The following is a 16,312-nucleotide window of genomic DNA, read 5'->3' on the forward strand; positions in this document are numbered from 1 at the left end:
TCAGCCGCGTGGCGCGGTCCAGACACGGACCGGCCCCCGCATGAGGCGGCCGATCAGGTCTCGGGTAAAGGTCCAGATGTCCTGATCATGAACCAGATGGTGGGTCAACAGGCCGAAAGGTTCGGTATTGTCCGCAGCGCCGGACCTGCGCGCGGTGAGCAGGGCCACCAATTGCGCGATCAGGGTGTCCGGGTCGGCCAGCCCCCGTGAGCCGCGCCAGTCGATCGGGTCGAGATGGGTATTGACCTGCTCCAGTCCCGGTATCGGGTTTCTGGTTTTGCGCGGGGTGGAGGTGGACAGGGTTCGATATCCCAAAGCGGGCAGCAGTTCGACGACCCCGGGCGCGATGCGGTTCCAGGGGGGAACGAACATGGGCCGCAGGTCCGGACCGATGAGTGCGCGCAGATGTTTCAACCCGCGCCCGGCATCCGCAGCCATTTCGGAGGTCGGGCGGTGCAGGCGAAATTCGGCTTTCTTTTCGCCCTCGGGGGCGTGGTTGCGATGGGCCCAGCCATGCACGACGGGGATCAGGTTCGGGTTGTCGGCAAGATACCCGGCCAGATCGTCCTGTGCCGCTTGCGGGATGACAGCCAGATGCACAGGCAGGCGGCATTCGTCGGACAGGTCTGTCAGCCGGTCCAGTTGCAGGGTGGGTTGGATGGCGTCGTCGTCCCGCCACCAAAGCGGCAGGGTCAGACCGTCGCCTTCCCAGCGGGCGAGTTCGCGTTCCAGCGGGGTCCAGTCCGGGGTCATTGCTTCACCTTCGCCATGTCTTCGGCGATGGCGACGCTGCGTGCAGCGCCGTCGAAGGACAAGCCGATATCGGCGCGGGGACCGGAGGCGATGACCTTGTCGATCGCGTCGCAAAGCCGGTCGCCGGACAGGGCGGCGCTTTCGATCACCTTGATCGCGGGCAAGTGAGCGAGGCTTTCGGCGCGCAGGCGTTGTTCCACCTCCTTGCCGTCGCCGAAGGGGACAAAGACCGCCGGAACCCCGCATTGCAGCACGTCGAGGGCGGTGTTGTATCCGCACATGCTGACCGATGCCGCGGCGTGGCGTAGAATCCGGCGGAAATCGGGGCGGGCCGGTTCGATCCGGATCGGGGTGTCTCCCGCCAACGCGTTCAGCTCCGCGATTCGGGAAGCCGCATCGCGACCGCCAACCAACAGGCGCCAGCGCCTGTTGGTCATCTTTCGGGCGGCCTCGATGGCCGCCTGAAAGATCGGCTGCCCGACCGGGCCGCCGCCCGCACTGACAAGGATTTCACCGGCCCCTGTTGCCTCGGGGTGAGGTTCCGCCGGAGCCGGGGCCACATATCCGGTATAATGCAATTTACCGGACAATGCCTCTGATACCGGCCAGCTGGTTTCCAGCCGGATGGATCGCGGATCGGAATGAACCAGAACGCCGTCGTAGAACTGTTCGATCACCGCCTCTGCGCGTTCGGCCTTTGACGGTTTCGAGGGTGGCGCCAGAATGTCCCGGATCGAGGCGAGGATGATGGGGCGGGGGTCAAGCTGGATTGCGGCCCAAAGCAGGGCTTCGAACTCCGGCGCCAGTGACCGGCGTCCAAATGGATAGAGCTCGGTCAACAGCACTTCGGGGGCAAAGCGTTTGACTGCGGCTTCAAGCGCCTGGATGCGGGCCGCGAGATAACGCCCGTCCGCCGGGGTGCCGCTTTCGGTCAGCAGCCGGCTGAAATCCGTCCCATCCGAGCGCACGGGCGGCAGGCCGAACAGGTCCAGCCCGGTGCTGTCCAGTTGCGGGGCGGGCATCCCGCCGGAGACGACAAAAACGCGGTGCCCCGCCGCGCGAAAGGCACGGCCCAGCGTGAGCGCCCGGCTCAGATGCCCGGTGCCCAGCAGGTGGGTGACAACGATCATCACCCTCATGCCGCGTCCCCGGCACGGAGCAGGCGAACCGGTTCCGGCTCCGGGCGCAGGTCGTCCAGATGCACGATGTAGAGCCGGTTGCGCTTGATTTTGAACGGGGCCGGGCCATGAAAGTTCCAGCCCCAGGCGCGGGCCAGGATTACCCGCATGATGCCGATGTGACAGACTGCGATCGCGTCGCCGGTCAGTCGCCCGAGCCAGGGGTGCAGGCGTTCGCTGACCTCTGCCGGGCTTTCACCGGAAGGCGGGCGGAAATCCCAGCTCCAGTCCTCGATATGGCGATAGCCGCTTTGCGGGTCGGCGATCAGGTCGGTTCCGCGTTTGCCTTCGAACGCGCCCCAGTTCATTTCGATGAGTTCGGGGGCAAGCCGGGGTTCCCGCCCGGAAACGAGTTGGGCCGTTTCGCGGGCGCGCGCCAGGGGGCTGGACCACAGGTCGGCCCGGTCCCAGTCGCCGGGCAGGCGGTAGCCGGCAAGTTCGCGCCGTGCCTGCGCGTCCAGCGGGATATCGCTGCGGCCCTGAATGCGGCCCGCGCGGTTCCAGTCGGTGTGACCATGGCGAAGGAGGGCGAGGCGCGTCATTCCCGCCGCTCCAGCAAGGGTAGGACGGCAGTCCAGAAGGTTTGCGTGGCGGCGGGCATCAGATGGCGGTCGGCGACATGGGCGCGGGCCCTGATACCGGTGCCGCGCCGCTGTTCTGTGTCGGCTAGCAGGGTGTCAAGCATGCGTGCGAGCGCAATCGCGCCGCCCTCGACCGATGGGTAGGAACCGGGAAGCAGCACGTCGCGCACGCCGGGTCGGTCCTGCGCGACCACGGGCAGCCCCGCGGCCTGTGCTTCGAGATAGACCATGCCATAGGCTTCGTTCACGCCAGGCCAAAACATCAGCGCGGCGTCGGCATAGGCGGCCTGCATGGCGGTCCGGTCCAGCTGTCCCAGAAACCGCACCCGTTCCCCGAAGGGTGCCATCATCGCCTCGACCTCGGTGCGGGCCGGGCCATCGCCGGCGATGTTCAGCCGCCAGTCGCCGGGCAAAAGGGCCAGAGTGTCGGCAATGAGCCTGTAGGAGCGCTGCTTGTCGCCGTGCCGCATCATTCCGGCGGCAAGCATCGGCCCGGAGCAGTCCGATTTCCCGGGCAATCCGGCATATGGCAGAAAGGGCGGCAGCGACACCAGATCCTGACTTCCGAAGCGGTCCCGGCTCAGCGCGAAATGGTCGTATTCGGTATGATAGAATATGATCCGGGCCGCGTCGCAGGCGTCATGCGCCGCCCGCGCGAAATCCGACCAGGGTCCGGTCAGCCGCTTTTGGGCGCGGGTGCTTTCCAGCTGGACATAGGGAATGTTGCGCGCCCGGCAGACCTTGGGTCCGATGAGGTCGGGGGATTTGTAATAATTGTGATAGCTCACCCAGAGGGCGGTATCGGCGGGCAGGGTTTGCACCAGGCGCAGGGCTTCGAGATTTGCGGCGCCGTGCAGCTCGCGCTGGACGGCTTCGTCGCCGTGCTTGTCATAGATCTTCAACTCGGACGCCAGTTCGACCGGCGCGCCGTTTGCGCCGATGGCCGCCATCAGGTTGCGGGCCATTGCGCGGTCACCTGAGGGCACCGGGCTATTGGGCGACTTCATTGGTGCATAGAAGACGACGCGGGTCATGCCGATGCGGTCCCGCAGAGAGCGTGAAGACGTTGCGACAGCCGCGCGATGCCAGGTTCCATTCCGAATTCGGCCACAAGCCGCGCGCGCGCGGCCTGCGCCATTCGGGCAGCCCCTTCCGGGTTTGCCGCAAGTGCTGCAATCGCTGCGGCCAGCGCCTCGGGCGCGCAGTCTGACAGGGTGCCGTGGGTGCCGGTTTCGATGAATTCGGGAATTGCGGAAACGCGGGTGGCGAGAATGGGTAACAGTTGCGACGCCGCCTCCATCAGCACATTGGGCAACCCGTCCCGGTCGCCATCCGAGGCGATCCGGCTGGGCAGCACGAACAGGTCCGCCTTTCGCATGGCGTCGATGACCTCGGGCTGGTTGCAGGCACCGCGCCATTCGATGCGCTGCGCCACGCCCAGAGCTTCGGCGCGGCATCGGAATTTCTCGCCCGATCCGCCGCCGCCGATGTGAACCCAGCGCCAGTCGAGCGTGTCGGGAAGCAGGGCGAGGGCGGAAATCAGCCGGTCAAAACCCTTCTTTTCGACCAGACGGCCAACCGAAAGCATCGTGAACGGATCATCAGGCGCGCGGGGCGCGCGCGCCGGGGGGGCGGGAAAGCGCGACAGATCCAGCCCGTGATAGATCAGATCCACCCGCGCCGGATCGTCGGCCAGCTCGCGCAGGTGCTGTGCGCCGAATTCCGTGCAGGTGGCGCCAAACGTCGCCCCGAAGCTGTCGGCGCAAAGCTTTTCGCGTTTTTCCCAATCCGGCGACGTCCAGATATCCTTGGCATGCGCGGAAAAGCTCCACGGGATATTGCGCATGATCGCGGCATAGCGCGCCACGGAGGATGGCGTGTGCAGGAAATGCGCATAAAGCGCTTCGGTTTCGGGCGGCAATTCGGCGGCCAGAACGCAGGCCTGTCCGAAGCGGCGGATACGGTTGTGGGTTGGGTCCCGGCGCAGATCGTTGCGCCAGATCTCATAGGCTTTCGCGTAGTCGGGCAGGCGCTGGGCGATAGCGCGGGCGTTCCAAACGCGGCCCGGTTCCTCGTAAAGGTATTCGGGCAGATAACGGACCTCCGCCTTCAACCTGTCGTGCAGGGGATGGCGTTTGATGTCGGTGGGATGGCGCAGCGACCAGATGGCGAACGCATGCCCGGCCTCTTCCAACGCCACCAGTTCCTGAGCGATGAAGGTTTCCGACAGGCGCGGCCAGCCTTTGACCAGCACCGCCAGTTTGGGCTGTGGTCGGGTCATCCCGTGGCTCGTTCCCTGGTTTTACCCAGCATCACGTTGACGCGGTGGGTCACATAGTCGAGTCCGTCGAGCAGGCCGTCGATGATAGCTTCGGAGGGCAACGGCAGGGTCGGCAAATTCCGGATGGCCCGGACCATGGAGTCGGCGGTCAGGCCGTCGCGGTCTTCATCCAGCATCCGAACGAGACCGAGTTCCTCGGCCCGCGAGGCGCGAATCCATTGTTCCAGCCTGGGAACGGTGCGCGGCACGATGACAGCGCGTTTGTCAAAGGACAGAACTTCGCAAAAGGTGTTGTAGCCGCCCATGCAAACGACCCCGGCCGCCCCGGCGAACAGCGTTTCGATCTGGGATTCGAAGCCGACGGCGGTGACGCGACCGTTCAGCCGCTCGACGCGGGCTTCGAATTCGGCCCGCAGATCGCCCGACAGGAACGGCCCATAGACCAGCACCGCACGGGGTTCGAGCGTTGGTTCCCGTTCATAGGCGGACAGGACAAGATCGACCATCGCCCGGCCGTCGCCGCCGCCGCCCGGCGTGATCAGGATATAGGGTTGCGGCGGGGGTGACCCGACCGGCCCGAGATCGCGGCGCAGATAGCCCGTCCAGTGCATGCGCGATTGCACGCGCGAACTCAGCGGCAGGCCTGCGGTGGGATCATAGATCGACCGAAGCCCGTAGACCCAGATTTCGTCATAGAATTTCTCAGTGGCCTCGACGGCCTCCTTGCGCTCCCATTCGGCGGCAAGGGTGGCGGGTTCGTCCAGAACGTCGCGCAGGCCCAGGACCATTTTCGTACGGCCCTGATGCCGAAGCATGTCCAGAGTGGGCAGCAGTTCGCCGCGAAATCCGCAGGGCTCCTTGTCGACGATCAGAACGTCGGGGGTGTATTGCTCGACGGTTGTACGGATCAGGCTGGATCGCAACTCGGTAACGTGGTCGATTCCCATGCCGATGGTCTGGGACGCATAGGACCCGTCGGGGCGTTTTGTGACACCGGGCAGGCGGACATGATCGACTCGGCGCGGAAAGGTGAACCGTCCGGCCACCGGTGAGCCGGTCAGGATCAGGGCCGAAGCCTGACTGTCGGACGCGGTGATGGCGGATGCAAGCGCGCGCGAGCGGCGCAAGTGTCCCAGACCGAACGTGTCGTGGCTGTAGAACATGATGCGCGGGGCGCGGCCGGTTGGGTATGTGATACTTTTTCCGTTCATACCATTTAACGAATTTCGGGTTCCGTTGCGGGGTCTGCGCGCCTGTTTGTCATAGCGCAGATTTTTTCGAAGTTCCCGTGGCAGGCTTGCAGAGAAACGCCCGTTTTGAGCGACCATTGCGAAAAGGCAACAGAAATCGGACCTCGCAGGGGCGATGCGTCCATCAAATGCACCCTTTCCGGGCGAATCCGATCACTCGCCCTGATACCTGCGATTTCGAGCATTCTGTTCAAACGTTCATATCCTGTTGGTCGACCCGGGCCCACGATCCCTCTGCGCATGCGGGTTTGCCTTGCCGCCAATACCGGGCGATGCGTGTACAGGGGTCATATTCAAAATCCGCAGCGTTGAAAACACGATTGTCAAAAGCATGATTTCAAAAGCACGCAGCGACACGATTGCCCGAAAACGAAGACAGGCCATTTGAACACCGGTGCCGTGTCCTGTAGCGTGTCGCGAACATAAGAACCTGGACGTAAATCCCAATGAGACCACCGTTTCTTCTCAATCTGATCCTGACACTCTGGATCATTGTGGCTGCCGTTGTCGGCAACGCATCCGCGCAGACGGCGCTGCTGCCGGGATACGGCGGCGCAGAGGAGGAAACCGGTAAGTCCGAAACCGAAGGTGATATCGCCGCGGCCATCCGGGAGGCGTCGGAAGCCGGGGCGAGCGTGATCGTCATCGACAGTACCGGCAAGGTGGTCTCGACGGCGGGCAAGGAAACGGCAGAAACAGCAGCCAGCGACCCGACGGGAAGCGGATCGCAGCTGATGAAGGCGCAGGAGCGGTTTTCGCAGTTCCGTTCGTCGCTGGAGTCCCGGCTCGAAGCGCTTCCGTATTCGGTGTTCGAGGTGCAATACATCCTGCGGCAGACCAGCCCGGATGGGCGCATCATGACCTATGTCGAGGTTCTTGGCTGGATGTTGCTGTTCCTGCTGATCGGCCGTTGGTTGTCGATCGAGATCTACGGCAAGCGCATCGCGCGCCGCTTTGTTGTCGCCCGGGTCAAGGACAATCCGGTGGGATACAAGGAAAAGATGCCGTTTCTGGTGTTCCGATTTGTCATGGGGGTCGGAGGTACTGTTTTTGCCATGCTGATGGCCCTGATCGTGGGCTATCTGGTGTTTGGACGGGCCGAGGACATTTCCGTGCAATTCACCGTAACCGCGATCTTTACGGCATTTTTTCTGGCCCGGACGGTTTCGGACCTGTGGCGCATGGTTCTGTCGCCGTTTCTCAGCCAGTACCGGCTGCCGCCGTTTTCCGACCGGGACGCGAAGCGTTTGTATATCTGGGCGTCGACGCTTGCGACCTATGACATTACGGTGGTCCTGTTTTCCACCTGGGTGGCGGATTTCGGGCTCAACTATAACGTCTATGCCATGGTCAACGGCAGCCTGACGGCGGTTGGCGCGCTGGGCAATATCCTGATGGTTCTATTTAACGCACGCGCCATTTCGAACGCGATCCGGGGCGGGCGCGGCCCGGATCAGGTGTCGTGGCTATTGCGGTTCGTGTCCTTTGGCTGGGCGCCGGTGCTGGTGATTTATATCATCTTCAGCTGGTTCGAACTGGCTGTCGATCTTGTGCTTGAGCAACCGGTGTCGATCCCACTGGTGGCCGGAACTTACGCTGTCGTCATGTCGGTGGTGATCGCGTACGGGGCCATGAACTTTCTGCTGGAGCGATATTTCGACCGGTCACGCCAGATTGAGGGGATGAAGGCCGATGCCGCGGAAAGAGAGGAGAGCGAAGAGGCCGAGCCGCAGGATTTCGTGGAGCCGGACAGGCACACCATCGCAACCTATGAAGATCTGGCGCGCCGGGTCTCCGGTATCCTTGCATTCGTCGTCGGCATCTATGCGCTGGCGTCGATCTGGTATCCCGAGGGCCAATGGGCGGATGACCTGCCGGTCGGGCGGGCGCTGGATGTGATGGTGATCCTGTTCATCGGTTATGTCCTGTTTCACTTCTTCCGGATCTGGATCGATAGCAAAATCGCTGAAGAAGTCGAAGACGGCGCGCAGGAGATCGAGCCGGGCGACGAGGGCGGAGAAGGCGGGCAAAGCCGTCTGGCCACATTGCTGCCCCTGTTTCGGGGCGCGATCCTGGCAGTCGTGGTGGTCACCATCGCGCTTATTGCGCTGATGGAGATGGGCATCAATGTCAGCCCGCTGTTTGCCGGTGCCGGTGTGGTCGGTCTGGCGGTGGGCTTTGGCGCGCAGACGCTGGTTCGCGACATTTTCTCGGGTGCGTTCTTCCTGATCGACGATGCGTTCCGCAAAGGCGAATACATTGATATCGGCGACGTGAAGGGAACGGTCGAGAAGATCTCGGTCCGCTCGTTTCAGTTGCGTCACCATTTGGGCGCGCTCAACACCATTCCTTTTGGCGAGATCAAGGTGCTGACCAACTATTCGCGCGACTGGGTGATCATGAAACTGCCGCTGCGGGTGACCTATGACACCGATGTTGAAAAGGTGCGCAAGCTGATCAAGAAGCTGGGGATTGAGTTGCTGGACGATCCGGTGATCGGCGAGAACTTCATCCAGCCGCTGAAGTCGCAGGGCGTGATCGAAATGCAGGATTCAGCGATGATCATCCGGGTCAAGTTCATGACCAAGCCAGGCGATCAGTGGCTGGTGCGCAAGAAGGTCTATCAGGAAATCCGCGAGCTGTTCGCGCGCGAGGGAATCAGGTTCGCGCATCGCGAGGTGACGGTGCGGCTGGCTGATGACAAGAACTCCGAGGATCTGACGCCGAAGCAGCGCGAGGCGGTAACCGGTGCGGTGCAGGCGGCCATCGACGAGGATTATCTGGACGATATCGGCCCCGACAGCGGCGACGACCGCTGAACCGGGGCGCTCCCGCCCCCTTTGGTCCCTGTCCCTGACGGGACAGCGGCCAAGGGCGTTGGGCCGGGCCGCGCGTGCCGCGCGGCGGCTGTGGTGATCGTCAGGTCAGTCCCAGCCCGCAGCGCAGGAGCCGAGCTTCGCCGCCGGCCGCGTCCAGGTCATCTGCGCGGCGCCAACCCGGAGGGCAGGGGACAGGCGGAAACCGCTGCCCCAGCCGGACTGTTCCGGGGTGGGGGCAAAATCGGTTCGTTTCGCATCGGTGATATCCGCGCCGGTTGCGGTTTTCTTGAGGCTGGCCAGCAATTCCGCCGTTCGGGCCAGGGACAGGCGCGCGTCGGAAATTGCCTTGCCTTCCGCCGCCTCGGTCAGCGCGGACAATACGGCGGCGGCCATCAGGTATCCGGTGGCGTGATCCAGCGCCTGCACAGGCAGAGGGGTCGGTTTACCTGCCCTGGCCCATTGCTGTCCCGCATGGGCGATGCCTGCGCTCATCTGCACCAGGCTGTCGAAGCCGCGCCGCCTCGCCCAGGGGCCCTGCCAGCCATAGGCATCGAGCGTCACTTCGATCCGGTTCGGAGCGATGCGGTTGCGCGCCGCCAGATCCAGCCCCAGCCGGTCCAGCGCGCCCGGCCGGTAGCCGTGTATCAACACGTCGGCCTGTTCCAGCAGATCCTGCAACCGGGCCAACCCATTGGGCGCTTTCAGGTCCAGATAGGCGCAGCGTTTGCCGAGCGAGATGTCGGGGATGACCCCCGGCTCGTCCCAGCCGGGCGGGTCAATCCGCAAAACCTCGGCCCCGAAACCGGCCAGGGTGCGGGTCGAGACCGGTCCGGCCAGCACGCGGGTGAGGTCAAGCACGCGAAGACCGGCCAAAGGCCGCTCGGGCGTTGCCCGGAGGCGATGTCGCAGGTTCACGCGTCTTGGGCCGCTCCATCCCACCAGCGGCTCGGAGGAGACCGCGCGGCCCTGCGGGTGGCCCAGCCAGTCCTGTCGGCTGCGCATCGCGGCGGCGACTCCGCCCTCGGCGACGACGGCGGCTTCCAACTCGTCGGAGGTCCAGCTCGATACCGCCGTGGCGACGGTGTCGCGGTCGGGTGGTGTTCCCAGCGCTCGCAGGGCCGCCGCGCGATGCGTTGCAAGATTGGTGTGCAGTCTTATCCAGCCATCGGCGGTCCGATAGTCTCCGGCGATCGGATCCCAGGCGCCCGGCATGTCCCAGCCATCCGGGCGGAAGGACCAGCCAAACCACAGCGAGGCGAGACGGTGATCGACCTTTGTTTCGGGCCGGCTTGGCGTCAGGTTCAGCGCGGTCATGAGCCGCGCCAGCTCCTGCCCGACTGCGGCAAAGGAGGCAGTGGCCAGTTCCGACACTGCAAAGGCGCTTGGCCGCGCGCCGTCACCGGTGACCTGATAGGTATCGGGCGCGGGCAGGGCGGAGAGCAGGGTCATTGCTGGTAGGGGTCCAGGCTGTCGCGCAACCCGTCACCCAGAAAGTTGAAGGCCAGAACCACGATAATGATCGGCAGCATCGGAATGGCCGTCCACGGGTAGATCTCGATCGAGGCGAGATTCTGTGCGTCGTTCAGCATCACACCCCAACTGACCGCCGGGGCCCGCAATCCGAGGCCGAGAAAACTGAGCGCGGTTTCGCCAAGGATCATCGCCGGGATGGACAGCGTCGCGGACGCGATCAGATGCGAGGCGAAATTCGGCAGCAGGTGCTTGCGGATCACGCGGCCCGAAGAGGCGCCCATCATCTCTGCCGCGCGCACGTATTCCTCTTCGCGCAGCGACAGGAACTTGGCGCGCACTGACCGCGCCAGACCGGGCCAGTCCAGAATGCCGAGGATCACCGAGATAACGAAGAACACCGCAACCGGGCTCCAGTTCGAGGGCACGGCGGCGGACAGGGCCAGCCACAGCGGCAGTTCCGGCAGCGAGCGCAGGATCTCGATCATGCGGTTGATCAGCCAGTCGGTTTTGCCGCCGAAATATCCGGCCATGGAGCCGAACAGGATGCCGAGGAAGAACGATACAGAAATGCCGATCAGGCCGACGGTCAGCGACAGTTGCGCGCCATAGAGGATGCGGCTGAACACGTCGCGCCCCAGCCTGTCCGATCCCCAAAGGAAAACTGTTGCCCCGTCGGACGCGCAGAACAGGTGCGTGTCTGACCGGACCAGCCCCGCCAACCAGTATTCGCCGCCTTTGCAGAAGAACCGGATCGGCGCCGGATTCTCGGTATCGGGAACGAATTTCCACTGGAAGGTTTCCAGATCCGCCTCGGCCACGATGGGATAAACGTAAGGCCCGATGAACTCGCCCTCATGGAACCAGTTGATCGATTGCGGCGGGGCATAGAGGTGCTCGCCGTTGCGCTCGTTCGGTGTGTAGGGCGCGATGAAACCTGCGAATGGCAGCATCAGGTAGCTGAGCAGCAGGAATATGCCGGAGATCAGCCCAAGCTTGTGGGTCTTGAATTTGCGCCAGACCAGCACCCAGTTGGGAGCATCCAGATCGCGGCGCTCGAGTTGCTGGATCGACGCCTGCGGGTCGTATGGCGCGTCATCCACATAGCGGCCGTCGGGAAGCTGGGTCATGATTCACGCCCCTCGTAGCGGATGCGCGGGTCGAGCATGACCAACAGAACATCCGAGATCATCGTGCCGAACAGCGTCAGCAGAGCCACGAACATCAGAACGAAGCCGGACAGGAACTGATCCTGTGTCTTCAGCGCGGTCAGCAGGGTCGGGCCGATGGTTTGCAGCCCCAGCACGACCGACACCAGAACCGAGCCGGACACCATCGAGGGCAGCAGGTTGCCGATATCGGCGACGAACGGGTTGAAGGCAACGCGCAGGGGGTATTTCGTCAGCATCCGCGACGGCGCCATGCCCTTGGCGATGGCGGTTTCAACATAGGGTTTACCCAGTTCGTCCAGCATGTTGGCACGCAACCGCTGCATCATCGCCGAGGCACCGGACGTGCCGATGACGAAGGTCGGAACGATCAGGTGAAGCAGGATCGATTTCATCTTGTCCCAGCTCATCGGCAGGCCTTCATACGCGGGGTCCATCAACCCGCCGATGGGCAGGTTGAAATAGCGGTGGCCGTAGTAGAACAGGATCAGCGCCAGCAGAAAGTTCGGGGTGGCAAGGCCCAGATAGCCGACAAATGCCGAGGTATAGTCGATCCAGGTCCGCGACCGGGCGGCGGCAAGGACACCCAGCGGCAAGGCGACCGCATAGACGAACAGGACGGCTGCGAGGTTGACGACGACCGTCAGCCAAAGGCTGTCGCCCACGATTTCGGATACGGGGCGGTCAAACTCGAACGACCAGCCATAGTTGCCCTGGATCAGGCCGGAAAACCCGTGCGGGCCGGGCATGAAGCCCATCCAGATCATGTATTGTTCCCACAAGGGACGGTCGAGCGCATATTCCTTGCGCAGGAATTCTGCCTTGGCCACGCCGGCGGATTGGCCCGACGCCTGCAATTCGGCGATCTGGTTGCTCAGATAGTCGCCCGGAGGCAGGTTGATGATGATGAAGACCAACGCCGAAACCACCAGCAGCGTGAGCAGCATGGTGAAGAAGCGATAGACTGCGTAGCGCAGCAATAGCATTCAGCTGCTCCCGTTTATTGGTCCAGAAAAAACTCGTCCATCCGGTGCACGCCGAAATGCGCGCCCGGGTCCCAGGCCCACATGGCCTTGACCGGCACATTGTGCAGGCGGTTCGAAACGACGACCGGTTGCGGCGTCCCGGCCAGAATGCCGATGCCATAGACCTGATCGGCATGGATTTTGAGCATTTCCTTCCAGGCGGCTGTCCGCTGTTCATCTGTGGTCGCGGTATCCCAGATCTTGGACAGCTCCATCAGCCGCTGCGCTTCGGGCATGTCCGGCGTTTCGCCCGCGTCCCCGCCGGTCTGATAGAACTGCCCCCATTTGGGCCACGCCAGAAACGTCTGATCGGTGGGCGCGAGATAGGCGGGCGATGTATAGGTCTGGGGGATGCCGTTGTCCCAGCCGAACCAGACCGACGCCATCGTGTTTCCCGCAAAGACCCGGTTGCGCAGGATATCGCGGTCGAGCGGGCGCATGATCAGCTTGACGCCGATGTCGCGCCAGTTGTCGGTCACGATCTGCAGCGCGTTTTCAACTTCCTGCCGTTCACCCGCTGTCTCGATGATCAGCTCCATCGGGCGCCCGTCAGGCAGCAGGCGAATGCCATTGCCGTCGCGTTTGTCCAGCCCGGCCTCGTCCAGCAGCCTGTTGGCCTGATCGGGATCATAGGCCGCCCAGGCCTGCGCGTTATTTTCGTCGAAGAACGGAGAATAGGGCAAAACCGTCATCGCGCCCGGTTTGCCGAGCTTGAAATAGAGCGCCTGATTGATTGTCTGCCGGTCGATCCCCAGAGACAGCGCACGCCGCACGCGCACGTCGCGCAGAACCTTGCGCCAGCCGTCGTCGGCATAGTTGAGGTTGGGATAGATCGCGATCTGCGAGGCGACGCCGGTGTCCCACAGATAGGTCTTGTAGTTGCCACCGGCCTCTCCCTTCTTGAGGATCGAGGCATCGCGGAAATCCAGCCCCCGACCCTGAAGGTCGGTTTCACCCGCGTTAGTCTTGGCGGCCACCAGCCCCGGCGCCACGATTTCCATTTCGATGATGTCGATATAGGGCAGTTGCACACCCCTGGCGTCGATGCGGTGATAGTAGGGGTTGCGCACGAAGTTGTGCCGGATCTTCTTGCCAGAGCTCGCATTCAGCCACGGTTGCAGCGTGGGCAATTCGTGGTTGTCGTATTTGTACATGTTGTCGAGCTTGTTGTGCAGCGCAGCCCAGCTTTTGACGCGCGCGTCATTGACCTCGGCGGTAAGCGCTTGGGGATCGGCGTACATTTCGTGGTATTTTTTCAGGAAATGCGCCGGTCGGTAGATGAACGGCGGGCGCGCCTGTGCAAGGTTTTGCAGGAAATTGGGATTGGGGTCTTCCCATTCGAACACGACTGTCGTTTCGTCGGGGAAGGTGACTGTTGGCGGTTTGCCGTTCACCCTCAGGAAATCGGGTGGCCCCGACGGGCTGAGCAATTCGTTGTTGGCGACGTCCTTCCACCAGTATTCGAAATCGGCGGAAGTGAAGGGCGCGCCGTCCGACCATTTATGCCCTTTGCGGAGACGCAGGGTGAATTTGCGGTTCCCTTCGTTTTCGAAACCGGCCAGCAGGTCCGGGACCAGTTCGTATTTCTCGTTATAGGCGACAAGCCTGGCATACCCATAGACCACCATCTGCCGGATGTCCTTGGAACGGGTGATCATGGTGCGAAGCGTGCCACCCTGATGGCCGTATTGCCGCCCCTTGGCTTCCAGGTCGACCACGATGGGGTCTTCGGGAATACGCTCGGCCACCGGGGGCAGGTTGCCCATCTCGACTTCCTGTTGCCAGAACCCGCTTTCTTGCAGGGGTGGGAGCGGGCCCGATCCGGCTGGAGCCGCGCCTGCAAGCGCCAGTGCGGCGGCAAAGAATATTGACCTGCGGGTGCTTTCAAACATGACAACGTACCTTATGACCGGGCTCCAGCTCTATCAACGAGGGTACCACGGAGTTCGTGAAACGAAAGGCTTCCTCCCAGCTGTCCGGCGATCCTGCGCCCAATGCTACCAGTTTCAGGTCGATGGGGCGATTGATATCGGGTTCGGGCTGGGCGGCGATCAGCGCCTTCGTGTAAGGGTGTCGGGGGTTGTAGAACAGGGTTTCCGGCGGGGCCTGTTCGATCACCAGACCTTGCCGCATGACCGCAACCTCATCGGCGATGCGGGCCACGACGGCGAGATCGTGCGAAATGAAGAGATACGAAAGATCGAGGCTGTCCTGAAGCTCTTCGAGCAGGGTCAGGATCTGTTCCTGCACCGACACGTCCAGCGCCGAGGTCGGTTCGTCGCAGACGATGAACGAAGGGTCCAGCATCAGCGCGCGCGCCACTGACAGCCGCTGGCGCTGGCCGCCGGAAAAGGCGTGCGGATAACGTTTCAGCATATCCTCGTTCAGGCCCACGCGCCTGAGCATCGAGGCAGCCTTGTCGCGCTGTTCCGCCTTGGTTCCGATGCGGTGGATCTCCAGCGGTTCGGTCATGGCGTCCTGCACCCGCATGCGTGGGCTGAGCGAGCTGTAGGGATCCTGAAAGACCATTTGCGCCTGGCGCTGAAACGCGGTGCGCTGGGCGCGGGTCATTTTGTGAACCGTGATCGGTTTGCCCCCCGGCTGCGCGCGGAACAGAACCTCGCCGCCCGGATCGGGCGGTTCGGCCCCCAGCGCGATCCGCGCCGCGGTGGTTTTTCCGGACCCGCTTTCGCCGACGATCGCGAGGGTCTTGCCGCGCGCCAGTTTCAGGTCGACGCCGCGGCAGGCGTGAATACGCGCCTCGGCCTTCCATCCCTTGCCGGATCGCATGGTGTAGGTTTTCGAGATCCCCTTCATTTCGAGGACCAGATCTTCGCCCGGCATCGGAATGCCGACGGCCTCCTGATCGGGGATTTCCGGAGCGGCGTCGAACAGCTGTCTTGTATAGGGATGGGCCGGCTCGCGCAGGATCAGTTCGGCAGGTCCCGACTCCATGACGCGACCCTTGTGCATGACCACCACCTGTTCGGCCATGTTGGCCACCACACCCAGATCATGGGTGACAAGGATCAGCGCCATCCCGGTTTCCTGTTGCAACTCCTTGATCAGACCCAGAACCTGCGCCTGCGTGGTCACGTCAAGCGCGGTCGTCGGTTCGTCGGCGATCAGCAATTCCGGTTTCGACACCATCGCCATGGCGATCATCGCCCGCTGGCGCATTCCGCCCGACAACTCGAACGGATAGGAATTGTAGGCCCGTTCCGGATCGGGAAATCCGACGCGGTCGAACTGTTCCAGCACGGTGCGCTTGGCCTCGCGTTCTGAGGCGCCGCGATGCAGCCACAAAACTTCGCTGACCTGATTGCCGATCGTGTGCAGCGGCGACAGGGACCGCATCGGCTCCTGAAAAATCATCGAGACCTGATCGCCCCGGATATCCCGCATCTGCCGCTCGGTTAGGTCCGAGAGGATTTGGGTGCCTTGAGGGCTTTCAAGGGATATCTTGCCGCTTCTGAGTTGCGCAACCTTGGGCAGGATGCGCAAAACGGCGCGGCAAGTGATCGTTTTGCCAGAACCCGATTCACCGACCAGCGCCACGGTCTGGCCGGGCAGCACGTCGAAACTGACATCCCGCACGACAGGTTCGTCAGTGCCAAAACCAATGCTCAGATCCCTGACGGACAACAGCGGGGTCATCGGGGGTTTCCACCCGTCTGGCCGAGGATCGACATCAATTTCGTGAGCTCCCTGATTTTTCTCTGCAGTTTCACCCGCTGAACCCTGACTAGTCAAATACGTTCTTGGCGATATTCGGGTTGACGGGAG

12 protein-coding genes are annotated in these 16,312 nt (G+C 63.1%); 1 reads left to right on the forward strand and 11 read right to left on the reverse strand.

Annotation, left to right across the window (positions count from 1 at the left end; genetic code table 11):
- The 6 genes from ACR0AO_RS00710 to ACR0AO_RS00735 are packed head-to-tail and all read right to left on the reverse strand — an operon-like array spanning position 1 to position 6,004.
- A complete protein-coding gene (locus tag ACR0AO_RS00710) occupies positions 1-753 on the reverse strand; it encodes a polysaccharide deacetylase family protein (RefSeq protein WP_480598710.1) in 753 nt (250 codons plus the stop codon).
- Positions 750-1,892: a glycosyltransferase family protein gene (locus tag ACR0AO_RS00715; protein WP_480598713.1), complete on the reverse strand. Its 1,143-nt coding sequence runs from the start codon at positions 1,890-1,892 to the stop codon at positions 750-752. Before ACR0AO_RS00715 ends, ACR0AO_RS00710 begins: the two co-directional genes overlap by 4 nt.
- Positions 1,889-2,473, reverse strand: coding sequence for a histidine phosphatase family protein (locus tag ACR0AO_RS00720; protein ID WP_480598715.1), 585 nt, complete (start codon positions 2,471-2,473; stop codon positions 1,889-1,891). Before ACR0AO_RS00720 ends, ACR0AO_RS00715 begins: the two co-directional genes overlap by 4 nt.
- On the reverse strand, positions 2,470-3,546 hold the full coding sequence (locus tag ACR0AO_RS00725) for a glycosyltransferase family 4 protein (protein WP_480598718.1): 1,077 nt from the start codon (positions 3,544-3,546) through the stop codon (positions 2,470-2,472). The genes ACR0AO_RS00720 and ACR0AO_RS00725 overlap by 4 nt, the downstream gene beginning before the upstream one ends.
- Positions 3,543-4,793, reverse strand: a complete 1,251-nt coding sequence (locus ACR0AO_RS00730; protein ID WP_480598721.1) for a glycosyltransferase family 4 protein — start codon at positions 4,791-4,793, stop codon at positions 3,543-3,545. Before ACR0AO_RS00730 ends, ACR0AO_RS00725 begins: the two co-directional genes overlap by 4 nt.
- Positions 4,790-6,004, reverse strand: a complete 1,215-nt coding sequence (locus ACR0AO_RS00735; protein ID WP_480598723.1) for a glycosyltransferase family protein — start codon at positions 6,002-6,004, stop codon at positions 4,790-4,792. Before ACR0AO_RS00735 ends, ACR0AO_RS00730 begins: the two co-directional genes overlap by 4 nt.
- 485 nt (positions 6,005-6,489) lie before the next feature.
- Here ACR0AO_RS00735 and ACR0AO_RS00740 point away from each other — a divergent pair, with 485 nt between their 5' ends.
- Positions 6,490-8,862 carry a mechanosensitive ion channel family protein gene (locus ACR0AO_RS00740; protein ID WP_480598725.1) on the forward strand — a complete coding sequence of 791 codons (2,373 nt, stop codon included), beginning with the start codon at positions 6,490-6,492 and terminating at the stop codon, positions 8,860-8,862.
- A gap of 105 nt (positions 8,863-8,967) precedes the next feature.
- Here ACR0AO_RS00740 and ACR0AO_RS00745 read toward each other — a convergent pair whose 3' ends face one another.
- Genes ACR0AO_RS00745 through ACR0AO_RS00765 form a run of 5 tightly spaced genes read right to left on the reverse strand, consistent with a single transcriptional unit; the run spans position 8,968 to position 16,183 of the window.
- Entirely contained in the window at positions 8,968-10,311 is a 1,344-nt protein-coding gene (locus tag ACR0AO_RS00745) for a CoA transferase (protein ID WP_480598727.1), read from the reverse strand.
- A complete protein-coding gene (locus tag ACR0AO_RS00750) occupies positions 10,308-11,462 on the reverse strand; it encodes an ABC transporter permease (protein ID WP_480598729.1) in 1,155 nt (384 codons plus the stop codon). Before ACR0AO_RS00750 ends, ACR0AO_RS00745 begins: the two co-directional genes overlap by 4 nt.
- The gene (locus ACR0AO_RS00755; RefSeq protein WP_480598732.1) at positions 11,459-12,487 is read right to left on the reverse strand and encodes an ABC transporter permease; all 1,029 of its coding nucleotides are present in this window, start codon (positions 12,485-12,487) and stop codon (positions 11,459-11,461) included. Before ACR0AO_RS00755 ends, ACR0AO_RS00750 begins: the two co-directional genes overlap by 4 nt.
- Positions 12,488-12,501: 14 nt before the next feature.
- On the reverse strand, positions 12,502-14,418 hold the full coding sequence (locus ACR0AO_RS00760; protein ID WP_480598735.1) for an ABC transporter substrate-binding protein: 1,917 nt from the start codon (positions 14,416-14,418) through the stop codon (positions 12,502-12,504).
- Complete coding sequence (locus ACR0AO_RS00765; RefSeq protein ID WP_480598737.1) at positions 14,411-16,183, reverse strand: ABC transporter ATP-binding protein; 1,773 nt, start codon at positions 16,181-16,183, stop codon at positions 14,411-14,413. Before ACR0AO_RS00765 ends, ACR0AO_RS00760 begins: the two co-directional genes overlap by 8 nt.
- Between the last annotated feature and the right edge of the window lie 129 nt (positions 16,184-16,312).

Source organism: Ruegeria sp. AF8 (assembly GCF_056541825.1).

Excerpts from the sequence above, each read along its gene's own strand:
- ACR0AO_RS00710 (WP_480598710.1), bottom strand. The coding sequence starts at position 753 with ATGACCCCGGACTGGACCCCGCTGGAACGCGAACTCGCCCGCTGGGAA.
- ACR0AO_RS00715 (WP_480598713.1), bottom strand. The coding sequence starts at position 1,892 with ATGAGGGTGATGATCGTTGTCACCCACCTGCTGGGCACCGGGCATCTG.
- ACR0AO_RS00720 (WP_480598715.1), bottom strand. The coding sequence starts at position 2,473 with ATGACGCGCCTCGCCCTCCTTCGCCATGGTCACACCGACTGGAACCGC.
- ACR0AO_RS00725 (WP_480598718.1), bottom strand. The coding sequence starts at position 3,546 with ATGACCCGCGTCGTCTTCTATGCACCAATGAAGTCGCCCAATAGCCCG.
- ACR0AO_RS00730 (WP_480598721.1), bottom strand. The coding sequence starts at position 4,793 with ATGACCCGACCACAGCCCAAACTGGCGGTGCTGGTCAAAGGCTGGCCG.
- ACR0AO_RS00735 (WP_480598723.1), bottom strand. The coding sequence starts at position 6,004 with ATGAACGGAAAAAGTATCACATACCCAACCGGCCGCGCCCCGCGCATC.
- ACR0AO_RS00740 (WP_480598725.1), top strand. The coding sequence starts at position 6,490 with ATGAGACCACCGTTTCTTCTCAATCTGATCCTGACACTCTGGATCATT.
- ACR0AO_RS00745 (WP_480598727.1), bottom strand. The coding sequence starts at position 10,311 with ATGACCCTGCTCTCCGCCCTGCCCGCGCCCGATACCTATCAGGTCACC.
- ACR0AO_RS00750 (WP_480598729.1), bottom strand. The coding sequence starts at position 11,462 with ATGACCCAGCTTCCCGACGGCCGCTATGTGGATGACGCGCCATACGAC.
- ACR0AO_RS00755 (WP_480598732.1), bottom strand. The coding sequence starts at position 12,487 with ATGCTATTGCTGCGCTACGCAGTCTATCGCTTCTTCACCATGCTGCTC.
- ACR0AO_RS00760 (WP_480598735.1), bottom strand. The coding sequence starts at position 14,418 with ATGTTTGAAAGCACCCGCAGGTCAATATTCTTTGCCGCCGCACTGGCG.
- ACR0AO_RS00765 (WP_480598737.1), bottom strand. The coding sequence starts at position 16,183 with ATGACCCCGCTGTTGTCCGTCAGGGATCTGAGCATTGGTTTTGGCACT.